Annotated in this window: 25 protein-coding genes and 2 pseudogenes; 15 read left to right on the forward strand and 12 right to left on the reverse strand. The window is 43.2% G+C overall.

What is annotated here, in order from left to right:
- Nucleotides 1-558: a hypothetical protein gene (locus F6K53_RS09400; protein WP_293064187.1), complete on the reverse strand. Its 558-nt coding sequence runs from the start codon at nucleotides 556-558 to the stop codon at nucleotides 1-3.
- A 379-nt stretch (nucleotides 559-937) separates the two neighbouring features.
- On the opposite strand from F6K53_RS09400, the gene F6K53_RS09405 reads away from it, so the two are divergent.
- Nucleotides 938-1105: a hypothetical protein gene (locus F6K53_RS09405; protein WP_293064188.1), complete on the forward strand. Its 168-nt coding sequence runs from the start codon at nucleotides 938-940 to the stop codon at nucleotides 1103-1105.
- A 38-nt stretch (nucleotides 1106-1143) separates the two neighbouring features.
- Here the strand turns inward: F6K53_RS09405 and F6K53_RS09410 are convergent, their stop codons facing one another.
- Together F6K53_RS09410 and F6K53_RS45740 are read right to left on the reverse strand one after the other, a co-directional pair.
- Nucleotides 1144-1488 carry an ATP-binding protein gene (locus F6K53_RS09410; RefSeq protein WP_293064190.1) on the reverse strand — a complete coding sequence of 115 codons (345 nt, stop codon included), beginning with the start codon at nucleotides 1486-1488 and terminating at the stop codon, nucleotides 1144-1146.
- A gap of 104 nt (nucleotides 1489-1592) precedes the next feature.
- On the reverse strand, nucleotides 1593-1847 hold the full coding sequence (locus F6K53_RS45740; RefSeq protein WP_364300761.1) for a cytochrome-c peroxidase: 255 nt from the start codon (nucleotides 1845-1847) through the stop codon (nucleotides 1593-1595).
- A 717-nt stretch (nucleotides 1848-2564) separates the two neighbouring features.
- Between F6K53_RS45740 and F6K53_RS09415 the strand changes: the two genes are divergently transcribed.
- The 6 genes from F6K53_RS09415 (at nucleotide 2565) to F6K53_RS09440 (ending at nucleotide 11979) form a co-directional block, all read left to right on the forward strand.
- Complete coding sequence (locus tag F6K53_RS09415; protein WP_293080445.1) at nucleotides 2565-6638, forward strand: ATP-binding protein; 4074 nt, start codon at nucleotides 2565-2567, stop codon at nucleotides 6636-6638.
- A gap of 18 nt (nucleotides 6639-6656) precedes the next feature.
- Nucleotides 6657-7469: a GAF domain-containing protein gene (locus F6K53_RS09420; protein WP_293017598.1), complete on the forward strand. Its 813-nt coding sequence runs from the start codon at nucleotides 6657-6659 to the stop codon at nucleotides 7467-7469.
- Between the two features lie 26 nt (nucleotides 7470-7495).
- Nucleotides 7496-8929, forward strand: coding sequence for an adenylate/guanylate cyclase domain-containing protein (locus tag F6K53_RS09425; protein WP_293080448.1), 1434 nt, complete (start codon nucleotides 7496-7498; stop codon nucleotides 8927-8929).
- A gap of 547 nt (nucleotides 8930-9476) precedes the next feature.
- Nucleotides 9477-10127 (forward strand): Crp/Fnr family transcriptional regulator, encoded by a 651-nt coding sequence (locus F6K53_RS09430; protein ID WP_293080451.1) that lies wholly within the window; start codon nucleotides 9477-9479, stop codon nucleotides 10125-10127.
- 564 nt (nucleotides 10128-10691) lie between these two features.
- Nucleotides 10692-11255, forward strand: coding sequence for a calcium-binding protein (locus F6K53_RS09435; RefSeq protein ID WP_293017592.1), 564 nt, complete (start codon nucleotides 10692-10694; stop codon nucleotides 11253-11255).
- Nucleotides 11256-11589: 334 nt separating this feature from the next.
- Nucleotides 11590-11979 carry a response regulator gene (locus F6K53_RS09440; RefSeq protein ID WP_293017591.1) on the forward strand — a complete coding sequence of 130 codons (390 nt, stop codon included), beginning with the start codon at nucleotides 11590-11592 and terminating at the stop codon, nucleotides 11977-11979.
- Nucleotides 11980-12284: 305 nt separating this feature from the next.
- On the opposite strand, the gene F6K53_RS09445 is transcribed toward F6K53_RS09440, so the two are convergent.
- The 8 genes and pseudogenes from F6K53_RS09445 to F6K53_RS09485 all read right to left on the reverse strand — a co-directional run.
- Entirely contained in the window at nucleotides 12285-13190 is a 906-nt protein-coding gene (locus tag F6K53_RS09445; RefSeq protein ID WP_293064202.1) for an NAD(P)-dependent oxidoreductase, read from the reverse strand.
- 157 nt (nucleotides 13191-13347) lie between these two features.
- Nucleotides 13348-13800, reverse strand: a complete 453-nt coding sequence (locus tag F6K53_RS09450; protein WP_293064205.1) for a hypothetical protein — start codon at nucleotides 13798-13800, stop codon at nucleotides 13348-13350.
- Nucleotides 13801-14244: 444 nt separating this feature from the next.
- On the reverse strand, nucleotides 14245-14979 hold the full coding sequence (locus F6K53_RS09455) for an SDR family oxidoreductase (RefSeq protein ID WP_198954210.1): 735 nt from the start codon (nucleotides 14977-14979) through the stop codon (nucleotides 14245-14247).
- An 11-nt stretch (nucleotides 14980-14990) separates the two neighbouring features.
- Complete coding sequence (locus F6K53_RS09460) at nucleotides 14991-15923, reverse strand: phosphoglycerate dehydrogenase (RefSeq protein WP_293064210.1); 933 nt, start codon at nucleotides 15921-15923, stop codon at nucleotides 14991-14993.
- A 189-nt stretch (nucleotides 15924-16112) separates the two neighbouring features.
- The gene (locus F6K53_RS09465; RefSeq protein WP_364300882.1) at nucleotides 16113-16526 is read right to left on the reverse strand and encodes a hypothetical protein; all 414 of its coding nucleotides are present in this window, start codon (nucleotides 16524-16526) and stop codon (nucleotides 16113-16115) included.
- Between the two features lie 203 nt (nucleotides 16527-16729).
- Nucleotides 16730-17370 (reverse strand): annotated as a pseudogene (locus tag F6K53_RS45745) (cyclase family protein).
- On the reverse strand, nucleotides 17309-18283 hold the full coding sequence (locus tag F6K53_RS09480) for a glycosyltransferase family A protein (RefSeq protein ID WP_293064218.1): 975 nt from the start codon (nucleotides 18281-18283) through the stop codon (nucleotides 17309-17311). Before F6K53_RS09480 ends, F6K53_RS45745 begins: the two are co-directional and overlap by 62 nt.
- 318 nt (nucleotides 18284-18601) lie before the next feature.
- Nucleotides 18602-19048 (reverse strand): annotated as a pseudogene (locus F6K53_RS09485) (carbamoyltransferase C-terminal domain-containing protein); the annotation flags it as partial.
- A gap of 95 nt (nucleotides 19049-19143) precedes the next feature.
- Here F6K53_RS09485 and F6K53_RS09490 point away from each other — a divergent pair.
- The 8 genes from F6K53_RS09490 to F6K53_RS09525 all read left to right on the forward strand — a co-directional run bounded on the left by F6K53_RS09490 (nucleotide 19144) and on the right by F6K53_RS09525 (nucleotide 23145).
- A complete protein-coding gene (locus F6K53_RS09490; protein WP_075903757.1) occupies nucleotides 19144-19482 on the forward strand; it encodes a hypothetical protein in 339 nt (112 codons plus the stop codon).
- A complete protein-coding gene (locus F6K53_RS09495; protein WP_143727837.1) occupies nucleotides 19482-19745 on the forward strand; it encodes a hypothetical protein in 264 nt (87 codons plus the stop codon). Before F6K53_RS09490 ends, F6K53_RS09495 begins: the two co-directional genes overlap by 1 nt.
- A gap of 22 nt (nucleotides 19746-19767) precedes the next feature.
- Entirely contained in the window at nucleotides 19768-19953 is a 186-nt protein-coding gene (locus tag F6K53_RS09500; RefSeq protein ID WP_143727836.1) for a hypothetical protein, read from the forward strand.
- A gap of 79 nt (nucleotides 19954-20032) precedes the next feature.
- Nucleotides 20033-20341: a hypothetical protein gene (locus tag F6K53_RS09505; protein ID WP_075903755.1), complete on the forward strand. Its 309-nt coding sequence runs from the start codon at nucleotides 20033-20035 to the stop codon at nucleotides 20339-20341.
- A gap of 305 nt (nucleotides 20342-20646) precedes the next feature.
- Nucleotides 20647-20967 (forward strand): 2Fe-2S iron-sulfur cluster-binding protein, encoded by a 321-nt coding sequence (locus F6K53_RS09510; RefSeq protein ID WP_293064224.1) that lies wholly within the window; start codon nucleotides 20647-20649, stop codon nucleotides 20965-20967.
- A 295-nt stretch (nucleotides 20968-21262) separates the two neighbouring features.
- Nucleotides 21263-21442: a hypothetical protein gene (locus F6K53_RS09515; RefSeq protein WP_075903751.1), complete on the forward strand. Its 180-nt coding sequence runs from the start codon at nucleotides 21263-21265 to the stop codon at nucleotides 21440-21442.
- Nucleotides 21443-21445: 3 nt separating this feature from the next.
- Nucleotides 21446-22552, forward strand: a complete 1107-nt coding sequence (locus F6K53_RS09520) for a DUF3326 domain-containing protein (protein ID WP_075903749.1) — start codon at nucleotides 21446-21448, stop codon at nucleotides 22550-22552.
- Complete coding sequence (locus F6K53_RS09525; RefSeq protein ID WP_075903748.1) at nucleotides 22552-23145, forward strand: CPBP family intramembrane glutamic endopeptidase; 594 nt, start codon at nucleotides 22552-22554, stop codon at nucleotides 23143-23145. Before F6K53_RS09520 ends, F6K53_RS09525 begins: the two co-directional genes overlap by 1 nt.
- A 205-nt stretch (nucleotides 23146-23350) precedes the next feature.
- Here the strand turns inward: F6K53_RS09525 and purN are convergent, their stop codons facing one another.
- Nucleotides 23351-24010, reverse strand: a complete 660-nt coding sequence (purN, locus tag F6K53_RS09530) for a phosphoribosylglycinamide formyltransferase (RefSeq protein ID WP_293064230.1) — start codon at nucleotides 24008-24010, stop codon at nucleotides 23351-23353.
- Between the last annotated feature and the right edge of the window lie 244 nt (nucleotides 24011-24254).

The following is a 24254-nucleotide window of genomic DNA, read 5'->3' on the forward strand; positions in this document are numbered from 1 at the left end:
TTAGAAGGGCAAGGCTTGTCCTCCCGTTACGCAGTAGACTAGAATCGAAGCTGCTGCGATCAAAGCTCCAATCGTAGGGTCAACTCCAAAAAATACATCAAGGGTCTTGGCAGCTGCAGCAAATTGTGCGGCAGTATAGGCTCCAATAAATACAACAGTGATCACAGCAACAATCAAGGTGATTATTCGTCTGCCTTGAGGTTTTTTGACTGTAAAGCCTAGGAATTCCGGAATAGTTTGGGAGTTTTGCTCTCTGGACATCTGGTTAATTTTATCAGGAAAAAAAGTCCAAAAGGTTAAATCACCTAAAAACCAGGCAATTACCATCAGCAGAGCAGAAACTCCGATGGAGTAAGCCATTCCCACGGCTCCGATCATAATCCATCCACTGTTTCCCGTTGCGCCAGCACTCAGACCGACAAAGACTTTCCCAAAAGAGCGTGAGCCAAGTAAGTAGTCTGATTCTGTATTATCGGAAGATTTAGCAGCTAGAGCCCCAATCCACAAAAAAATTACTATAAACAGTCCAAAACTGAAAATTGTAATACCTGATTCCATTAGTTTTTATCTAAGGTTTTTTGAGGTTTAACTGCTCCGGTTGGCGAACTACCAAGCTATGAATACCATGTATGAATACCATGGAATCAAACTGATTCGAATTCTCCAGGGTGTCTGCCACAAATTTTTATTCGCTTTTGGTAATGGGTAATGGTCGTCCAATTAACGATTAGCCATGACGCCATAATCAGCTCTCTAATTTCTTTTATAGAAAGGGGATTAGAGAGCTTTAAAATTTTAAGGCGATACCGTTTCCTACAAGCTATTACACCGATCAGGAAAAAGTTTTTCCTATAGTATCATATTCGATTAAATACCGATAATTTCCGGGGGTTCCTTAATAATGGAATGATTTTAAGAGTGAGGTGGAATAGGCATCTTGGTGGAACTGGCATCTTGCCAGTTTCATGCTTATTTTGGGGCGGGCAGGATGCCCACTCTACTCCTATTCATTCAAAGACTGACGCAACGCCATAATTTCTGGGGGTTGCTTATACCAAGTTGTGTTCTTGCCATGTTAATCCCCTTGTTACTCGCCTTGGAATAATAAGATGATTGCAAAGCTTAGTGTTCAATGCTTAGTGTTCAGTGTTGTGCAGGAAGCGTAAAGTAAAACGTACTTCCGACTCCAGGCTCAGACTCTACCCCAATCTGTCCCCCGTGATTTTCCACAATCTTCTTGCAGGTGGCTAGACCAATACCAGTGCCAGGATAGTCTTTATTGCTGTGCAGACGCTTAAATATTTCAAAGATATGCGATCGCTGATCGGGTTCCATGCCAATGCCATTGTCATGCACCCCAAACAGCCAGTAGTTACCACCATGCTCCAAACTATTCCGCCCATTCTCCTGAAACCCAGTTGCATTGATACTAGAAACTCTTCCTACCTCTGGCAATATCCCATGCTCACTGTCCCTGGATTCGAGCATCCCCCTGTCTTCCCCACCACAAACATCACTGTTGTCTACGGGCTTTACTGAAACCTTGACTTGGGGGGATTTCCCTGGTGCTTGAAATTTAATGGCATTGCTGATCAGATTTTGAAGACTGTGGGTGCATTAATCAAGCCAATCCTATTCTTGATCCCAATTGAACGCACTATTTGGTCTGTACCACCGGTATTTAGATTGTGGCAGCTAGCACAGGAGATAGTGTTATCCTGTGACAGTTGGGGGTCATGAAAAAGCGTCTTGCCCAGTTTTACCTTTTCTTTGTTTAGTTCTAATTTGAGTGGTATTGGCTGAATTTGTTTATCAAATAAAATACTATATTCAGAGTATTTTTGCATATATTTGTTTGATTAATCTGGTAGGTTATGATGGTGAAGCTTGGAAATTATAACTATTAAGAAAAGCAATAAATTTTTTTAAAAATAACTAGTAAATTAATTTTAAATTGTTGTTATATTACAGTTTACAATTGTCCATGGATTACAATCGATTATGCCAATTTAAAAAACTATTGCTACACATTAATTTGCTTGTTCGCCGGATAGGGTCCCTTGTAGGGTAGGTTGTTCGCGTAGCGTGGCCGAAAGGCCAAGGTTCAGAAGATAACCCGAGCACCGGCTAACCGACTAACCGAATAACCTACACCTGTTCAGCATCTGTAGCTCGAATAAATTAAATTGGTATTAGTTAGTATGTATGCCCTATTTTAAGTTCATCAAATAACAGAACCACAACTCAACCGTAAGAACACTTATAATTCGTAAGTTTGAATTCATAATTACGGAAAAATTACCGATTATACCCAATGGGTTTGACTAATTATCATATCTCTTCTCGGGGAATTGGTACTTGGTAATTGGTACTTGGTAGTTGACGATTATCAATTACCGATTGCCCATTTCCAAAACAGGAACTATTTAGTAAGTGATTAACCGGACTTGATCTAACGACTAACCACTAACGACTAACCACTAAAAAAAAAATTACCCGGACTGACTATAATTTTCCTGGTAGAGATTAGGCGAGATCATATCAAAGCTATATCCGATTTTATTATGGAAACATCTGAATACACTCAGCTCAATCCATTTCTCCAGGCTCGTGAGTACTTTGAAGAAATTCTTAATTGGCTCTGTTCTGAGGAAGCGCACCGTCTCACCTATTACCAGATAGAAGAAAACCTCTGGATCAATGGTATGGAACTGTTGCGGCAACTGCTACAAGGTTATCTGGATTGGCGGGGAGACAATCAGCCAGAAGCACTGTACCCAAGAAGGCAGGGTAGGTACTCTACCCAGGTCAATCCCCAGCCTGGAAGTGATTGGGGTATTGTCCACAATAGGGATAATTTGTACTCCGATGCAAGAGGGGGAACAGAGGGCATCAGGGGAGAAAGGGGAGGTAAACAATGGTCATCTTATCCCACCAGTAGGCAACCCAGCCTAAGGACTATCTTCGGAACAGTGAGACTTAATCGTTTTAATGCTAGTTCCCAGAGAAACTCACCTCCGGATAATTCCCCACTCAAGGTTTACCCACACGGGTACTGTCAGGTGAGCGGTATTCCTTTAGCATCAGAGGTGGACACCAGTTGCTCCGACCCCACTATCCTAGCCCAACCCCAGGCCAAAGCTGCTGGAGTTTCTCAGGAACAACAGGAAGGATTTTGCATAAGAGATATGGGAACTTGGTTTAGACGCCAGTGGTGGCTTAAGCACAATAGTTATCAATCCCTATGGCAGCCAAGGCGTTCTGTTCCCCGGTTGTTAATTAGTGGCACCATTGCGCTAGTGGGAACAGCAGCTTTCACCAGTTATTGGGTGGTTCGGAGTCTGATTCTTGAGAGTCTGAAGGATAATGCTGAATTGAAGGTCAAGATGGCGGGACATCAAATTGATGAATGGTTGGCGGTTCTGATGGCGAAGGTGGAAACAATTGCGAATACTCCCCAAGTTCGGTCTTTGGACTGGGAGGTTGCCCGACCCTATCTGCAACTCGAGCAAGAACGATTGCCCGATTTTCATATGTTTGTCATGGCTAAGGGAAATGGCTCTTACTACACCACTCGTGCAGGTTTTATTGAGGGGAAGAATCTTAGCGATCGCACTCACTTTCAACGAGCCATGCAAGGAGAAACCTTTGTGGATAATCCGGTAGTCTCTCGTTCTACTGCTATTCGCCAAGTCAATATTGCAGCTCCTATCTGGTCAGTTCCCCCCAAAAATGACACGGAAATTATTCCAGAAAAACTGGCTTTGCCCAACCTAACCAACGAGAATGTGGAACTCGGGGATACTTACCAGCCAAAACCAGGAAAGTTGCCTGGTCTATTGTCTTTCCCCATAGGAGAATTTGCTGGACCGGTTTCCTTAGACCGAGTGTCAGAGGTAATTACCAATACTACTTTGGGAGAAGGGAGTTATGCCTTTGCTTTGGACTCGAAAGGAGTACCCATTGCCCATCAAGATCCAAAGGTAATTCAATTTGGTAGGAGTTTTTTAGACTCCCCTAACCCCAATCTAAAGCAAATTGCTCAAGAGATGATGGAGGCTAGGAAAATAGCCAACCCGCAAGAGTCGGTAAGGCTACTGGAACTGGATGGTCAGTGGGTGTATGTTGCCTATGCTCCTCTGCAAAAGGCTGATTGGTCTGTGGCTTTGGTGATTCCCCGGGCTAATGTGGAGCGACAACTCAATTCTCTCAATCTGTTGGCATCGGTGTTGGGAGTGATGCTGATCATCGCCATGGTTATTGCTTTACTACAGATTCAAACTTTCGAGCAGGCCAACGCTAGAGCTCAGCAGGAGGCGCTGCTGAATCGGCTGACTACTCGTATTCGTGAATCTCTGGATTTGGAAACAACTGTGCAAACTACTGTCAATGAAATTGCTACCCTCTTGCGTCTCGAGCGAGTGACTTTTGGCTGGTATCACCAAGACCAACAATGCTTGGAAATTCTGTGTGAACATCGAAAAGCTGATTTACCGTCCCAAGTGGGATTAATATCTATCGAATCTTGTCATGATTTATGCGATCGCCTAAGCCAAGGACAGATGGTTCACTTCCATGATAGTGGTGATCAACTCATTTACTCCCAGACAGGGAACTATCTGGCGTTACCAGTCATGATTCGGGGGTTGCATCCTCCTGGCTATTTAATTTGTATGCGCCGCAAGCCTTGGAGCTGTAGTGATTTGGAATTGGAGCTACTACAAGCGGTGAGCAATCAGTTAGCGATCGCCATCAACCAGGCAGATTTATACACCACTACTCAAGAACAGTACAGAATTGTCAGTGAACAAGCTCAGTGTCTCAAAACCACCACGACTCAATTACAGCATACTCTGGCTTACGTGGATGCGATGATTAGAAGCTTAGCAGATGGATTACTGGTAACAGATACCAAGGGCAAAATTACTCGCATCAATCCAGCTTTGGTGAGCTTGTTTGATTTGGGGGAAATCGAGTTAATCGGTCAAGGGTGTCAGGGAGTGTTGGGGAATGCGATCGCAAACCTAGTCACTCTTACCAAGACTAACCCTCAACAAGTCTTTACCGCTGAAGTAGAACTGACCAATCAACGGATTGGCAAAGCCGTAGCCACTGCTATTCTAAAAGATACTAAGGCGACAGATAACCCTGATAGTCAGGACGGCTTTATGGGTTCGGTCATTCTGATCCGAGATATTACCTTTGAAAAAGAAGTAGACCGGATGAAAACAGACTTTATTTCCACAGTTTCCCATGAATTGAGGACTCCTCTAACCTCAGTAATGGGTTTTGCCAAACTGATTCAGAAAAAACTGGAAAAAACCCTATTTCCCTTAATTCCTACCAATGACCACAAGATTCAGCGCACCCTGAAGCAAGTGTCAGAAAATGTTAACATCATTATCTCCGAAGGGGAGCGTCTCAAAGCTTTGATCAATGATGTCCTGGATCTGGCTAAGCTAGAAGCTGGTCGAGTAGAGTGGAAAATGCAACCCCTCTCAGTTGTAGATGTCCTAGAACGATCAATCATTGCTACGACTGCTCTGTTTGAACAGAATGATGTGGAATTAATTAAGAGTATAGACGAGGGCTTACCTCAGATAATTGGTGACCGAGACCGACTAATTCAGGTGGTGATTAATCTAATCTCTAATGCAGCTAAGTTTACAGATAAAGGGTTTGTCTACTGTAAAGTAATGCGAACTAGTTCAGAGATTACCGTTAGTATCATTGATAGCGGTATAGGCATTTCTGAAGCGGAGCAGGCCCTGATCTTTGAAAAATTCAAACAGGCGGGTAATACTCTAACTGACAAACCTCAAGGTACCGGGTTAGGACTCCCTATTTGTAAGGAAATTGTGGAACATCATGGAGGACAAATTTGGGTCGAAAGCGAACTGGGCAAAGGGAGTAACTTCTCCTTTAGGTTACCCATCCCGGTTGAGTCTGAACCTGGAGTAAAAACCATAGCTGCTGAAACCCTGCTCACTCAACTAAAGTCATCTATGACCACCTCAACAATTACCATAAATTCCAGGAATAAAACCATTTTGATTGTGGATGATGAAGCTCCGATTCGAGAACTACTCAAGCAGCATCTTAGAGCAGAAGGTTACAGAATTCAGGAAGCAAAAGATGGTTGGGACGCAATTGAACAGATCAAACAAGAACGTCCTGACCTAATTATCTTGGATGTAGTGATGCCCAGAATGAATGGGTTTGAGACAGCAGCGGTGGTTAAAAATGACTTGCACAGTATGGATATTCCGATTATCATTTTGTCCATCACTGAAGAGCAAAATGCTCTAGGAGTTGAGCGATGTTTGAGCAAACCGATTAATCTCGAAGAACTGCTCAAAGAGGTTGTTCGACTGACCTCTCAAGAAAAGCCGACTAAGCAAGTTTTGATAGTGGAGGAAAATCTCCCTCAAGCTGAAATGATTACTCAGGCATTACGGAAAAGAGGAATCGGTATAATTTCTGCCAGCAATGGGCAAGATTGTATTTCTAAGGCAATTTCCTTAAAACCTGACATGATTCTGGTTAACTCAGGGATTGTGAAAGAACAATCGTTGGTTAAAAATGTGCGTTTTGAACATAAATTAGCCACGACATTTTTTATTTTATTATATTATTAATACTAAACTAATACATGCATGGCCGCTATTAAAATTAAAAAAATAATTGCAAAAAAAGACATCTCGTCACTGCTCAATAACCTGATAACTTCCCTGGGAGGAGATATTAGTATTCAAGACATTGATGAGCAACTGTTATTCGGAGATGAGCCTGATGATTCATCTGGAAAATACAAGATAGACCTGAAAGGAACTACTTTAGGGTGGGTTAGAGGAGGAGAGAATGCTCGTCCTATTGCCGCTCTAATCAATTATTTAGCCAATCAAGAACTAGAACGCCGATCAATTGCTATAGAAACCTTAGATAACTATCGAGAAATAAACTTACTCTACAATCTATCGGGGAAATTAACTGCCAACTTAATGCCTCAAGACGTTGCTCAAATTGTGATTAATCAAACTAGGGAATTAATTCCAGTAAATCGGGGATTTCTCTTTTTGCTAGACCAAGACCAATCCCAACTGGAAGTACTCGCTAGCTTTGAGCCAAAAATGGGGTATAGACCCCAGAAGCAATCGATAGCAGGTATTGTTCGCAGTGTGATTATGACTGGTGTAGGAGAAATCGTTAACGATGTCTCATCGGATCCCAGGTTTGTGCCATCTGATTATCCGATCAGTTCCCTAATGTGTGTCCCACTCAAGACCAAAGATCAGGTAATTGGTGTGATTCAGCTCAGTAGTGAACAACCTGTAGACTATACAGCCAGGGATTTGAAATTGATCAGTGCTTTAGCATCTCAAGCCACATCAGCCATATCTAATGCTATCCTCTATGAAAATATGCTTCGAGAGGAACGGGTGAGGAGTAATTTGAATCGATACTTTTAAGCCAACTTATAATATTACCACAAAGTATGGCATCTGTCAGTCTCAAAAAAATTATTTCTAAGCCAAAAGCGCTAGGGGTCATAAGTCAACTGATTGACGCCATAGACACCGCTGTCCAGATTGAGGATGTCCACGGAAAGTTGCTGTTGGATAATCCTAGGAAAATTCCGGTATTGGGACGTTGTAACTTAGCTAATAAATATCCCGTTGAAGCAAGAGGTCAGGTGATTGGCTGGGTCAAGGGTGATCAGAAAGCGATCGCAATTAAAGAACTCCTGAATTATTTGGCTAATCAAGAATTAGAAAAAAAAGATCTAGGCAGTGCTATCTTAGATCAATACCGAGAAATTAATTTACTCTATAGAGTTTCGGAACGGATTCCATCCTGTTTAGAGCTGTCCGCTATTGCTCAGCTTTTCCTGGATGAAGCGAGAAGACTGATTCCAGGAGATTGTGGTTCAGTCTTGTTAATTAATTACGAAACTGAGCAACTAGATATAATCTCAGCCTTTGGCAAACAGTATAATCCAACAGAATTTTTTCAGCTGAGCAATAGTAAGACCAAGAATGGGTTAGGAATTGGTAAGGCTGAGATTGTAAATCAGGTTCAAGATGATACCAGGTTTATTGCTACTGTGAAGTCCATCAACTCTCTGGTTTGTGCTCCTCTAAAAACCCAAAAGGGTCTGCTGGGGGTGATTAACTTTTGTAGTGAGAAACCGGTTAATTATACAGCTCAAGACTTGAAATTTTTAACGATTCTTGGAGCTCAAGCAGCAGGAGCTATTGAAAATGCCTTGCTCCATAGAAATAAACTACAGGAGGAGCGGATTAAAAGCCGACTGGAACGCTATATTCCTTCCCAACTTGTCCAAGCTATTATTGATGCCAAGGGCAATATCTCCCTGACTCCAGCCAAGAAGCCTATTACTATATTGTTCTCTGATATTCGGAATTTCACAACTCGGTGTGAAGAATTAGAAGCCCATAAAATTGTTGAATACCTGAACGAATATTTTACCTCCATGGTGGATGTCATCTTCAGCCATGAGGGAACAGTCAATAAATTTGTGGGGGATATGATTGTGGCTATGTTTGGTGCGCCCTCTAAGCTAAAGGATAATCAGGGACAAGCGATCGCAGCTGCTATTGCTATGCAACATCAACTTAAGACTATGCCTACCCCCTGGATCCGGGAGAATTTTCTAACCGGTATTGGGATTAGTTCAGGAGAAGTCGTGGTGGGAAACATCGGTTCTCCCCAGCATATGGACTATACAGCCATTGGTGATGAAGTCAATATCGCTGCCAGATTACAAGCTATGGCCAACGGGGGTCAGATCCTCGTCAGTGGTAGTGTCTATGAAGCGACCAAGCACCAGTATACCTATCGGGAATTGGGTCAGGTTTCAATCAAAGGAAAACGGCAAACAGTAGATGTATTTGAGCTGATTAACTGATACGATGTTCAGCATTGAGTTTGGGATATCTAAATTACTCAAAGGGAACAGGAAACAGGGAACAGGGAACAGGGAATGACCAATTTAAAAGCAGATCAGTTTACCTAATATCTCCGATAGTTAATCATTTCGTATTTAGATAAATTGTTACTTGTTACTTGTTATAGCGCTACGCGCAAGTCAGAAGTCAGAAGTCAGAAGTCAGAAGTAAGCTATGACTAAGTTTCGGAGTTTAGGAATGTCCTAATCTTAATGCGTAGTGCTATATCAGTACTTAGGTAGTAAATATACTTCTAGGGGGTGTTATTAAGGGGCTGCATCTCACTGTTGCAATTAGGCAAAAATTATAATAATATTCCCACACTTCCCACACTTCCCACACTTCCCACACTTCCCACACTTCCCACACTTCCCACACTTCCCCTTCTGTTTTACAACTATGAGATGCACCCTCCGATATTCCTGCTCCTAGTTACTGCCTGGGACATTTTCTGTGTTCAAGTTCTGATTTTTTGCGATCTTTTCCAACAGACATCGGCAAAAATGATTGCTTAAACTATTCACATCTCCTGCCGTACTAGAAGCCTTATTGATGAATCTATTGAAACCTGAGAGCCTTCCCCCTGCTCTAAGTCAGGGTGTCATCTTCCAGAATCTGGTTGCTGAACAGAAGCTATTCTACCAGGGAAATTCCGCATCGTCTTTTTTTGTAGTGGAAACAGGGCGATTCAAACTTGTTCACTACACTGAATCAGGGAAAATGGTTACACTTCAGGTGGTTAGAGCCGGTGAAAGCTTAGCTGAAAGTGCTCTTTTCTCAACGGTCTATCCTTACACAGCAATTGCTAAGGTAGCTTCACGAGTAATTGTTTATCCCAAGCAACTTCTTTTGTCAAGCCTTTGCCTTTATCCTGAGTTGGCAGAGAATTTCATGACCATTTTGGTTAGACACATTCACTCCCTCAGAGTCCGTTTAGAGTGGCGAGAAATTCGGACTGCTCACGACCGGGTACTTCAATATCTACACTACTTAGCTCAGTTCCGTAATCAAACGGTTCTCAGCTTAGACCAACCCTTCAAAGAAATTGCTGCTGAGCTAGGTTTGACTCCCGAAACTGTATCACGAGCTTTGATGCAACTGGAGAAAGCAGGAGCAATTACTCGTAAGAGGCGTTTGATTACCTTAATTGAAAATTAAAAATTGAAAATTAAAAATTGAAAATGGTTAATTGTCAAGAGTCAATTAACCATTAAGCATTAACTATTGCCGTGAATATGAAGTGATTCACCGGACAAGCTATGACCTGTGTAAAACTTGATTTGAATCAAGTAAGTCTAATTTGTTTATAATTTTTATCCTTGAATAAGAATTTATAATCGCTCCGTATAACACTTGATTTTAATCAAGCAAGTCTAACTTTTTTATAATTTTTTATAATTTTTATTCAATTATAAAAAATTATAGTTGATATCAATTCCGGTTAAACACTCATCCAATCAGGTAGTATTTGAGACTGTTTACTCATAGTTAATTGTTGATGGTAACTTCCATTAATTCCCATTAATTCCCATGAACTACCATTAACAATTAACGATTTACCTGAATACAACGTGATTAACCGAGATCTTGCACCATTGTCATTAATCGTAGGGTGGGCAGTGCCTACCAACGCGCTTTGCAAGCTTCATTATCTGTCTGGTGCACTGCCCACCCTACATCAACTGTTAGAGAAAATTCAAGCTAAAACAAGGAGAGAATTAAATGGCAGCAACATTAAGTCCAGGTAGCACAGCTCCGCTATTTATAAGCGACTTTGAGGGTGCAATGTTTTTTGATAGCCCTCAAGAAGGTGGAGGTGTATTCGCCGTAGGACAAGAAGATCAAACTAACATTTTTATTTTTGGCGACGGTAATGATGTAGCAGCTGGCGGCGATGAAGTAGATATACTCATGGCTGGAGCAGGAGACGATAACATCATGGGTGCTGGAGGAACTGACTTTGTCTTCGGCGGTCTGGGAGATGATATTGTTCGAGGCGGCTTAGGAGATGATGTTGTTGTTGGCAATGAAGGATCCGATGTTCTGATCAGTGGCGGCGGCAGCGATATCTACGAGTTTTTCGCAGATCAGTTCTTAGAAGGAGACTTGGATATTATCCTCGACTTCGAGGTAGGAAGTGATGCGATCGTAGTTGTAGGCAGCACTGATGTAAGTTACGATGCCTTCACTGGCTTTTTATCGGTTGATGGATCGGAAGTTGCAGTGTTAAATAGGGGGTTAGATATAGACGTCTTTACCAGAACCAATTCCGCTGTAGTCTTCTAAAGTAGTGTTATAAAAAAGTTTTCCTCAGATGCAAGGGTTGTGTTTTAAACACTGAAAAGACTGTTGGCTTGATCAGGTTTTTATACAGGGTATTATTAGCTTCCGGCAACTAGAACAACTCCAGTATGTCCCCATTACCATTTGGTGTGGGGACTTTTTTGTCCTACTTTAGCTACAGCTACTCTCACATCCTGTCCGCTTGAATACTTATTTTTAATTAATTAATAAATGCGTAAATGCTCTAACTTAGCAGCAAAGCATCCGGAATAGCTAACTTGATCAAGTAAATTAATTGGTGTAGAAACAGGTAATGCTTTACCCAGCAGACTGCTCTATGACTAAAAAAATCTTGATCGTTGATGATGAACCTTATATGAGACTACTGATCGAGCAAACCCTGGAAGACCTGGAAGATGAAGGGGTAGAATTACTCACCGCTGAGGATGGTGAAGATGCTCTAGAGCAAGTTAAGTCAGAGCAACCTAATCTGGTATTTCTGGATTTAATGATGCCGAAAATGAGTGGGTTTGATGTCTGTAATCAGATCAAAAATGTTCTGTATATGAACGATGTTTATGTGATCATGCTAACGGCTAAGGGACAAGAGTTTGATAAACAAAAGGGCAAAGAAGTCGGCACAGATATGTACCTCACTAAACCCTTTGACCCTGATCAAGTGTTGGAAAAATCTCAAGAAATACTTGGTATCACCGCTACTAGCTGAAAGCAGGACAGATTTCCCTAGCCATCACCAATTTCCCAATAACTAATCTGTAAGCATATGCGCTACTTGAGGTGCGTGCGCGTTCAGCCGTCAGCCGTCAGCCGTGAGCTAAAGGCTCACGCTGCGCGAACAGCAGACTTAACTCAGATTAAACGAATGCTTACCTCTTTTATTCAAAATGCTTTCCTCATCAATAAGCGTGCCCATAGCCCATAGCCCATAAGCTGATAGCTGATAGCTGAATGCTTACACTAATCTACTGTCCCGGCTTAAGTGGATAGCAGTATAACTAAATCCATCATCCTTCAGCTTCTGAGTTCACCGTAAGCACGGATCATTGCTTGAGTTCCCTGTTCACCTCCTGTACCAGTGTCAAGTTGTTGAACAACTTTGAAAAGACGGTCAGCTAATTCAACTCCAGCTAAATCCAGACTAGAAGACTGGAGGCTTTCGAGTACAAGCCTGAGGTCTTTGACCATGTGCTTAATCATGAAACCAGGCTCAAAGTCAGACTCAGCGACTTGTTGCCCTAAGTTGGATAACGCCCATGACCCAGCAGCACCTGTGCTACAAACCTCAATAACTAAATTAGGGTCAATTCCTTGATGTTCTGCCAACTTCATTGCCTCGCATAGCGCTACCATATGGACAGAACAAAGCACCTGGTTGCACAGTTTAACTGCTTGACCGCTGCCCACCGGACCACACAGGCGAATGGTTTTGCCAAGAATTTCCAGTAGGGGTTTACACTGCTCGAAGTCCGTCTGCTCACCTCCAAGCATAATTGTTAGGGTACCATTTTTGGCTCCGATATCCCCACCGGAAACTGGTGCATCGAGAAAACGTAGGTTGTGCTTCTTTAGTTCCCCACTGATTTCCTGGGCTGCATTTGGTCCAATGGTGGTGAAATCCACAATTAGGGTACCGGGTTTGGCATACTCAGCCACTCCCTCAGCTCCCAGCATAACCGCTTCCACATCTGGGACATCCCCCAAGCAAGAAAAAATTATGTCAGCTGACTCGACGGCTTCCCGGATCGATGAGACTACCTTGGCTCCAGCATCAGCAGCAATCTTGACTCCTGGACGATCGGGGGTGCGATTCCAAGCCATAGTGGGGTAATTACTGGTGGAGTAATCACTACGGGCAAGATTGGCTGCCATATATCCACCCATAACGCCGAGACCAAGAAAGGTAAGATTGGTGTTCATGCTGATTCCATTAAGTCCGCTTATAATATTCTTACCTGAAAGAAGACGGGAGTTTGAAAGCCCGTGTACTTTAGCGGGGGATGAAAAACGACTCGGCGAAACGGTAGTGGTACACAATTCGTGATTTTAGCTCCCGTTACCTTGACCAGACCAACGCCTACATCACTACATCTTTACCACTACCTTTTTTTTTACACATATCTAAAGCTTGTTCAAAGGTAATTTTTGGAAAAATTTGTAGTTTACCATCAACTGTAGCATCATAAATCTCTCTACCAGATCTATTAAAGTTAAATCGAGCCATATGATAGGCTAATTCAGAGCCTTCTAGGTCTGGCAGATGCCATTCTTTATTCCCAAAATCCCCAGGGGTAAAATGGTTTGGGTCATCTCCTTTTAGGAACTGTTTTTCGTTAGGATTACCTACAGCAGTAAAGTTATGATCGACTCCTATCAAGAAAATTCTCTTAAAGCCCATATAGAATGCTAGCTGCATTGCTACATAAGTTACAGTGTATCCTTCGCAAATTAACTTCGATGCATCTGTCTGAAAAACGAAAGGACTACCTGCTGTAAAAATTTTAGAAATATGATCCCTTTTATCTACCACATTATCAGCGGATATAGCTGATAAAAAAGATGGACAGTTTTACTTTTAAAACTATCTCGCGCTTTGCTCGAAAACCAAATGGTTTACTGCAACATGATAGCTAATATTTAAATTTACTTTATCAAATATTAAGTATATTTTGTTTAAACCAAACGTATAATAATTATTCAGTAATGATAAATCAATTTTATTAAGGTAAGGACCATTGCCAATAATAAAACAGTCCTCTTTTTTATGAAGATTTTTAAATTTTAAAAGGCGCTTATAATCATTAAAAGACCATTGAATGTACACTGGATATGAGTAATTATTAAGATACTCAACAATTGAATCTATTGCTACTCCTAATTGTTTTTGAAGCATAATCAATTCAGCCGTAAAAGGGTTAATTAGCTGGTTAACTAGTTTGGGCTTTAGATATGCGGATAAATCTTTATTGTTAACCTATATAGGATCGTGTAAACGTCCTCCAATGCCACCATCAACGCTTAAAGTTGCACCAGTTATGAAACTTGCTTCAGGCAAAGATAGAAACAATGCCACTTTTGCTACTTCTGCTGGTTCTGCAATCCGCCCTAAAGGATGCATTTGAGACAAGTTCTCAAACTCTTCCTTCTTCCCTTCAAACCCAGCCATTAACATTGGTGTCGCTACTGCTGCTGGACAAATCGCGTTTACCCGGACTCTTTCCCTAAGATCCACTGCCATACTTTTGGTTAAACCCACCAAAGCTGCCTTACTGGTTGCATAACACACAAACCCAGGCTTGGTAAGGCTTGCGTGAATACTGGCAATATTTACTACTGAGCCGACCGCTTGTTCCAACTCTGGCAGCAATGCCTGAGTTAACACAAAAGGAGCTACCAAATTAACATCTAGTGTCTGATGCCAATCTTCTACTGTGAGTTGGTTTGTGGGCTTGAGGATTTGCACTGCTGCATTGTTAATTAAGGTAGTCAAACCTCTGCTTTGCAAGTGCGATCGCACTTGCTCAACAATTTCTGAACAATAAGCTGCATCACTGCACATTTTCTGCAAATTGCCGACAATCATAACATCGCAGGATGCAGCCGCTGAAACTACATCAAGACCAATCACAAAGTGATTAGCTTCTTTAAAAACCTGGCACAAAGCTTGCCCAATGCCACCCGCAGCTCCAGTAATTAAAGCAGTTTTCACGTATTCAATTCCTAAGCACATCCAAGAAAATCAAATAGCAAATGCATTGCCTGATAACTAGCACGACGCACAGCATCCACCGTATTAGAAGCATTATGGGAGCCAAAAATACACTGTTCAAAAGGCCGTAGCGCAGAGGCTTCCGGTAATGGTTCCATTTCAAAAACATCTAAGGCTGCCGAATGCACCTGTCCAGAGGACAATGCCTCCACCAATGCTGCTTCATCAATCAATGGACCTCGGGCAACATTGATCACCCGCACCCCTCGCTTTGCGAAAGCAAATGTTTCTGAATTCAGCATATGACGATTTTCACTAGTTAACGCACAGGTCAGCACAATCAAGTCGGCTTCTTCCAAGCGTGCGGGCCAAGTAGCAGGTTGTACTGCTTCTAATCCCTCCACTGCTTGGAAATAAGGATCGTAAGCAATTACCCGCATGTCAGCTGCTAACAGCCGCTTCGCCGTATTGCGCCCAATATCCCCAAACCCAACTAAAGCAACCGTCTTATCCCCTAGAGAAATGCCTGCTGGTTTTAGCCATGTTCCTGCTCTAACGGCTCGGTCAATCATGAAAGTCTGTCGTGCTAGGGCAATTACATAGCCCATGGCAATATCGGCTACTTCCGCACCAAACATACGAGGGGTATTTGCTACTAAGATACCATTATCATTCGCTGCTGTAAAGTCCACATTATCAACCCCAACACCCCACTTGACTGCTGCTTTTAGCTTCCCAGATTTCCCGTTCTCAAACACTTCGCGAGTGGCAGGATCATCGCCAATAATCCAACCGTCATACTGAGGAATGAGGGACTTTAGTTCTTCCACGGATAGGGTTTGCACTACTGGAGGACAATCAACTTCAATGGCTTTTGCTGCAAAAAGTGGTTTGAATTCATCCATCAAACCTAACATGGGTGGACAGGTAATTAATACTTTCATTGCTCATGCCGCTTGTACAACAGAAGAAGGGTAGAGATACTGGGCAACTGCTTCAGCCATTTGCCAGTCCACTTGATCGTCAATATCAATCGACTCTAAGGGAGGAGTTTCAAACATCATAGGTTGCTTGCCAATCCTAGCTTGGGTGGCAGCGAAGCTTAAAGGTGTAAAAATGTAGAGATTAGAATTTTATTCGTACCAGGGTTCCAAGTCCTGAGTTCTAATTAGGTTATTGGGATTGTGGTTAATGGCAGAACCATCTTGACGGTAGAAGCGAGTTTGGAAGCGATTAACTGTAAATAGCGAATCAGCAGTTCCCCTAGCCCTAGCCTCCAGAAACTGCTGAAGTGCCTTGCGAATTGTTGTCCCACTGAGGAGGGGATTTGTAGTGTGGGTCATCAAGTAAATATCGGCAGGTTCATTTGCTATGTCATCTGCCAGAATCCGGTTCATGCTGACGAAATCACCACACAATTCTGGTTTGCGATCGCGAATCTGAACTCGATCTGAATCGACCAATCCGTGTTCTGCCAGAATAGAGCGAGCATCTGTATTTATAATCACTTTTGAGACTTCGTTTAGCTCAATAAGTGCATTTAAAATTCACTTGAATAAAGGGTTACCATTCAATGGCTTAAAATTTTTACCCTTGACTCGCTCGCTGTTAGCTTTCATTGGCAAGAGAGCAATAATTTTCGGTTCAGTATTAAAATAATTCATTAAAAACTAATATCTAAAAATTTTGTAGTAAAATGTAAATACTTAATCAGATAAGTTACGTAAAACTACCCTAGCTGGAGCTCCTTCTACTCCCTTGAGCTTAATTGGAAACATAACAACTCATACTTTCCAGTTGAAATATCCGTTAAATTCAAGCCTTCAATAATAACAACCTCGGATTTTAGCAGAATTTGATGAGTTTCCGGACCATCATCAAAACGTTGGACTGACAAATAATCCACCCCAATTAACCTAATTCCCCGTTCAACTACCCATTCAGCCGCATCTGCTGTGAGCGCCACAAAGTCCGGCTGAAATTCCCGCACTTGCGATCGCCACAGCCGATAGTTTCGCGTGTGCAAAAGCAAACGCTGTATGTTGGCAGGTAGAGTTAACTGCTTTAATACCTCTGCGGTGATTACATCGACATCATCGGGCACAACTACAACGTAAACCTCTCCGATTAGAACATCCAGAGGTAGCTGTTCCACACTTTCCCTGGGATGAAATGCATTGGAGCATCAACGTGAGTCCCCGTATGTACACTAAAATGCAGTGTTGTATCGGTAGCAATATCACCATGTTCTAAATCGAGGTGACGGTGAAATTCAATTGCTGGGCTACCAGGCCAGGTGGGAAGGTATGGGGATACGGGTACTGAAATGTCAATATACTTGCTCGGAGGATTTTGCAGAGGAGCCATAGTCAATGAGTCGTCGATTGTCATAAGAAAAGGTGTTCTGGTAAGGTGATAGGCTGCGTGGATAATAAAAGGTTTGTCGCAGGCGGTTGCTGACTAGTCCCCTTTGGGCAAAGCCTTGGTAGGTACCCCAGAATTGCATTAAGCGGAATATAGGAATTGAAAGCAAATTTGGCTTGAAAACACCGTCATGGAATGCATGATAGTAGTCACTGACAACATTTGTGGTGAACAGGCGCAAAAAATCCCAAAAATGGAAGTGTTCTTGGGGATAAATCTGTTTAAGAGCAATGGCTTCTCGTTGATAGCGGTTGTAAATGCGTTTGGGGGTTTCCTCATGAACATGAATAATTTCAGCTGCGGGAACGTAAGCAATGCGGTAGCCTAAGGGCATAATCCGTTTTGCCCAGTCCAAATCCTCTAAGCCTGTGAGGGTTTCGTCGTAGGGAACGTCTTCCCACAATGATCGCCGGATCGCAGCATTAGCATTGTTACAGAAAGGATAGTCTTGATTCCTGACATGAACCGACTGATCGGGAAACCAAGTAGCAAATATCTGGTGTTCTGAATACTTGCTTGTTTCGTTACCGCGTTGTTTTCCGTAGGTTAAAGCAATCTTAGGATCTTTAAAGGGAGCTAACAGCTTTTCAATCCAATCTTGGTAGATGGGATAAACGTGAGCACTGGCAATAACGATGAATTCCCCGGTGGCAGCCTGACATCCAAGGTTGAGCGCTCGGCCAAAGGAAAACTCTTCCGGTTTGATGGATAATAGTTTGACGGGATAGCGGGATGCAATGGATGGAGTGGCATCAGTAGAACCTGAGTCAACAACAATGATTTCTACATCTTGGATTGTCTGCTGCATGATGCCACTGAGCAGACGACCGATGTGTTCTTCTTCGTTATAGCAACGAATGATAATGGATATTTCAGGCACTTTGCTTAACTATAATGGGGTTTATAGTACAGCGTTGAGTATGTAGCAATTCTCAGCGACGTTTGAGGTGCTTTCGTCCTGGGTTTTAGGGAGCAGGGAGCAGGGAGCAGGGAAGAGGTAAGACGGAAGAGGCAAGAGGCAAGAGGCAAGAGGCAAGAGTGAAAAAATGCTGTGTACCTAATAGTTATGAAAAACGCTGTATAGTGTTTTTTTAATCCAACAAACATTAGCATAATGGTTATTTTTGTATTGGTATTTTTAAGATAAACTTACTTTTTGTTTAGGTAAAACCGGTTGAGGTTTATTGGATTTTTAAACTCAAAAATTCCCCATCACCAGTAGAACAATCTCACTGTAAGCAAATGTGCGCAAGGCATCTTCTGGTGTATTCACAATTGGTTCACCCCGTAAATTGTAGGAAGTGTTTAAGAGGACGGTAATTCCAGTTGCCTCACCAAAATTTTCGATTACTTGATAATAGAACGGGTTAGATTCTTGGCGAATAGCTTGTAGGCGACCTGTGCCATTATGACAGACAGCTTGAATTTGCTCTTGCTTATCTTCAAGAATTGGTGCCACCATCTGCATATAGCGAGGCAGATATTGGTTTTGTAAGTTAGAACCGGAAAAATACTGATTTACCTGTTCGGCTAAGATAACTGGTGCAAAAGGACGAAATGCTTCTCTAAATTTAATTTTGGTATTGACAATTTCCTTCATTTCTAGTTGGCGTGGATCGGCTACAATCGAGCGGTTTCCTAATGCTCTTGGACCCCATTAACCACGCCTTTCAGGGGTAGGTTTTTAATAAACTGGAAAAAAACGCGATGCTCTTAAACAGCGGCTAAGGGAACACAGCCATGAAGAAGAATCAAGATTACCAAAAATGGTTGAGGACAGTGACTAAAAAAATGCCCCATCTGAGCAAACCTCAAGCAGAGGTTTTAGGGATGTGGAGTTTTGGCATTGTGATGACCGGCTCTTGTGGACTGACCACAGTGGCAGTTTTTCTAGCGGCCTTGCTCGGCAAAAAAGAAAACACTGTACGTCAACAGTTGCGGGAGTGGTACAGAAATCAGCAAGACAAAAAAGGGGATAAACGAGCTGAACTTGATGTCACCAGCTGTGCAAGCCCCACTCCTGCAATGGGTGTTAAATGGATGGCCTCCCCAGAAAAAATCGATGGTTTTAGCTCTTGATGCTTCGTTCCTTTTGTTGCCGATTTACCCTCTTAGTTGTGAGGGTTGTCTATCGCGGCTGCGGTATTCCTGTGGCTTGGAAAGTGATCGAAGCCAAGGCTAAAGGCAGTTGGCAACCCTATTGGCTGGATTTACTCTCCCACCTTACAAACACAATTCCCCAGGACTGGTTAGTTTTGGTGATGGCTGACCGAGGACTGTATGCCAAGTGGCTCGTGCGTTGCAATTCAACAACAGGGTTGGCATCCGTTTTTACGAATTAACCAACTTCGACAGTTTCATCCGGTGGGTCAACCCAGCTTTGTTCCTTTAACCACAGTGGTGACCCAGAACGGTCAAAGCTGGTCAGGTCGAGTAACTTGCTTTTCTAGCAATCCCCTCAGTTGTACCTTGCTGGCTCGATGGGACTCTGGGTACTCAGATCCTTGGTTGATTGTCACCGATCTCGACCCAGATCAAGCTGAGGGTTGATGGTATCGAATGGGTTCTTGGATTGAGTGTCTCTTCAAGGATACGTTGGCGGGGAGGTTGGCAATGGCACCAGACGAAAATGACTGACCCCCAAAGGGCTGAGCGTCATTGGTTGGCAATTGCCATCGCCACCTTTTGGGTCGTCAGTGTTGGAGGGGAATCTGATCCTGATCTATCCTTCAACGACTCACAACAGTTACCGGCAACCCCTGTCGAGAGTCAAAACTCTGACACCGGTACACCGAAACCCCGTGTTTTGAGCTGTTTTCGTCGGGGCAAGTTAGCTGATTCTTGCTGCTCTACTCAATCATCTTCCGTTACCTATCGGTCAATTTTTTCCCGATTTTTCTCCAAGTATTCCTTTTCTATCCTCAGCCCTTTATCTTAAAAACCTACCCTTGAAAGAAGGTAGGGTCGCCTTAATCAATAAGTTTCAACCAAAGGTGCCCTTGACCCGTAATTAAATTCGCCACGGGTCGCACCTCTTTTATGCATAGCCTGCCAACCCTAAAGGCGACCCTATCCTTACGGTAACTTCAAGACGCTCACCCTACCGGGTAGAGCGCGGGGCTTCTCGCGGTTCGGCTAACGAAGGCACCAGCTTAATTTATATCCCACAAAGCGCTAAAATAAGCCAGTGACCCTCCCCGTCCTATTCATAGGATTGGGAGTATCAAGCTCGAAATTGATACAATGCCCAAGACTTACACCGTCGAATTTAATCACAAAGGCAACACATACACTATAGAGGTGCCAGAGGATCAAAAAATTCTTGAAGCTGGCCATGGGGCGGGGATAGATTTACCCAGTTCCTGCACCGCTGGAGTCTGTACCACTTGCGCTGCCAAACGAGTAGCAGAAGGCAGTGTAGACCAAACCGATGGGATGGGTTTAGGGCCAGAACTCCAAGCAGAAGGCTATGTGCTGCTGTGTGTAGCTTATCCCCGCTCTAACCTGAAATTTGACACCGAAAAAGAAGATGAAGTGTACGACCGGCAGTTTGGTCAGCCGTGATCAGGTCAGTGCTGCTATATAATCTTAAGTATTTAGCTGTCAGCTATCAGCTATGAGCTATCAGCTATCAGAGGCTTTAACTGCTCCGGGTTTGATGAGTAAAACAAGCAGGGATTTTCAAGCAGCCGTATCAGCAGCCCCAGCTTGTTTACTACCGACCGTTGATTAGCTGACGACTGACGGCTGATAGCTGAATGCTTAAATATAATCAAATACCATTAGCCTAATAGCGAGAAGTAATGGTTAGATAGATTAGGATAGCCAGATTATCCTAATTAGAATTAGGGAGAAAACTATGACAACCCATTTCATTACTGCAGAAATTGACCTCCAAGAGTCCCCTAAGGAACTGCACCAAGCTATTGAAGCAGAACTACAAGAACGGGGAGAACCCCTGCGCTGGGCAGTTACCCATGTAGACCCTGAGCAGGAGAAAGCTACGGTAGAGGCGATTGTGACTAAAGAGCGCAAATAGTAAGTGAATCAGCGTGCCTATACCGTTGTTTTAATCATTCCTACTGGTGTAGGAGCGTCGATTGGTGGGTATGCCGGGGATGCCTTGCCAGTAGCTAGAGCGATCGCACAAGTTTGCGATCGCTTAATCACCCATCCCAATGTCCTCAATGGTGCCCAGTTGTACTGGAACTTACCCAACGCCTTCTATGTAGAAGGCTATGGACTTGACAAATTTGCGGCTGGATGCTGGGGATTACGCCCTGTACATCAGAACCGAGTGGGATTACTCCTGGATCAGGGGATTGAACCGGAACTACGTTTGAGACACCTACAAGCAGCAGATGCCACCAGAGCTACCCTAGGACTGAATCTAACCGACTACGTAGTCACAGATGCTCCCTTAAATGTAGAACTGCGCACAGCAGCATCTGGAGCGAGTTGGGGAACAATTGGAAATCCCGATAGTTTATTGCGAGCAGCCCAAGTCCTGATCGAGCAAGCCGGAGCAAATGCGATCGCAGTAGTCGTGCGTTTTCCCGATGACATTGATAGTCAAGCATTGCAAGATTACCGTCATGGTCGAGGCGTAGACCCCCTCGCTGGTGCTGAAGCCATTATCAGTCACTTGATTGTTCGTACCTTTCAAATTCCCTGTGCTCATGCACCAGCATTGATGCCTTTACCCATCGATCCTAATTTGTCACCTCGTTCAGCAGCAGAGGAATTGGGCTATACCTTCTTACCCTGTGTTTTAGTAGGATTGAGTCGCGCTCCCCAATTTGTCGTTAACCAAACAAATGCCCCCTCCTCCGTTGCTAATCCAGATTCTCAAACGATTTCCTCAAAACCAGGGGACATCTGGCCTGATGATGTAGATGCGATTGTCATACCAGCGACCGCCTGTGGTGGTAGTGCAATGTTAAGCTTTAGCCAGCTGCAAACCCAGATCATTTCCGTTGAAGAAAACCAAACTACCATGGAAGTACCTCCAGAACCTTTGGGAATTAAAGCAATACGAGTAAACTCATATTTAGAGGCTCTAGGCTTGCTGGTTAGCCATCGTGCTGGGATCAGTCCTAAAGCTCTGAGTCCATCCCTATCATCCCTGCGTCGCTTAAATTTTTCCTAGTGACAAAACAAATTCCCGATAATCCCGAACTTGAACCCCTAACCCGCATCCAAGTACTAGTGGCAATGGGTATAACTGCCGTAGTCTTACTAATCTTTGCCAAGCTATGGCTGCAACTAGGCAAGCTGACTCTCCTGCCCATCAAATTTACCCCCAATGCCCTAGTTATAGGACTAGCCATGGGGTTGGGAATTACTGCAGCCAGTGGCTTAGTCTATCGTCTTTGGCCAGCTTATCGCCAGAGTGCAGAAGTATACCTAAAGTTAATTCTCAAGCCCCTAATCATACCAGATTTAATGTGGCTAGGACTGTTGCCCGGTATGAGTGAAGAATTACTGTTTCGGGGTGTCATGTTGCCAGCAGTAGGGTTGAATGCTATCGGTATCATAGCCTCCAGTATGCTATTTGGGATTTTGCATCTAAGCGGTATCCAACAATGGCCCTATGTAGTTTGGGCAACCCTTGTTGGTTTGCTTCTCGGGTATAGTGCAGTAGCAACAGACAACTTACTCGTACCAATTGTAGCTCATATCGTGACTAACTTTGTCTCTAGCTTGGTATGGAAATTAGGTAATCTAGAAAATACAACATAGACTAGAAAAGACTATTAAATTTAATTAAAAATTAAATAAAAATTAAAAATTAAATAAAAATTAACAACTAAATAACAATTAAATAATAATCCTCAATAAATTGTGATAATTTTTCTGCCCTGTTCCCTACTCCCTACTCCCTACTCCCTACTCCCTACTCCCTACTCCCTACTCCCTACTCCCTGCTCCCTTTGCTAAATAACAATTAACAATTGATTAATGCGATCGCTTCGACTAGAATCCGATGTTCTTGGACTTGAATCCGGGCATGGAGGGTTTCTGGGGTATCATCGGGTAGCACAGGAACAGCTGCCTGGAAAAGGATTGGACCACTGTCAACATCTAGACTGACCACGTGAACCGTACACCCTGTAATTTTTACCCCAGCCTCAAGGGCTTGTTCCACAGCGCGCACACCTTTGAAAGTAGGTAATAAGCTGGGATGGATATTGAGAATCCGATTAGGGAAAGCGTCTAGGAGTACCTGTGTCACCACTCGCATCCAACCAGCCATCACGACCCACTCCACCTCATACTGTCGTAAAGTTTCGACAATTTGTTGATCGAAATCTTCCCGTTTTTTGGTGTGCCGGTGATTATGTAGAACCGCTGGAATGCCGTATTTTTCAGCTCTAGCTAACGCTTTAATGCCTGGATTATTGTAAATGAGCACGCTGATTTGGGCATTGAGTTGGCCGTTTGCGATCGCACTAGCTATCGCTTCAAAGTTACTGCCACTTCCGGAAGCCATCACTCCCAGTTTCACAGGGGAAGTAGTCGGTAAGGAGTCTACGCTCTGTTGGGAGGAAATGTTAGGGGAAATCAAGCTAGGGCTGGAATCTGGAGAAGTTATATTGGCAGTCATATCGGGAAATGCGATCACACCTTCATAAGCATTACCTTATACATACCAATTTTATAGGAATGTTGAGATAAATGAGTTTCTGTAAACTTCCTACACCTCTGTTACTTGTAAGTGTAGGCTGTCAGTAGCTGTGAGCCAAACATGCACCGGCACGCCTAATTAATTGCATACAAAGCTTAATTTCCGAGTCAAGGTATATGAGAGTCATACAATAAGTAATTTTACTTATTTTTTGCAATTTTGT

The organism is Moorena sp. SIO4A1 (genome assembly GCF_010672065.1).
Lineage (GTDB): Bacteria > Cyanobacteriota > Cyanobacteriia > Cyanobacteriales > Coleofasciculaceae > Moorena.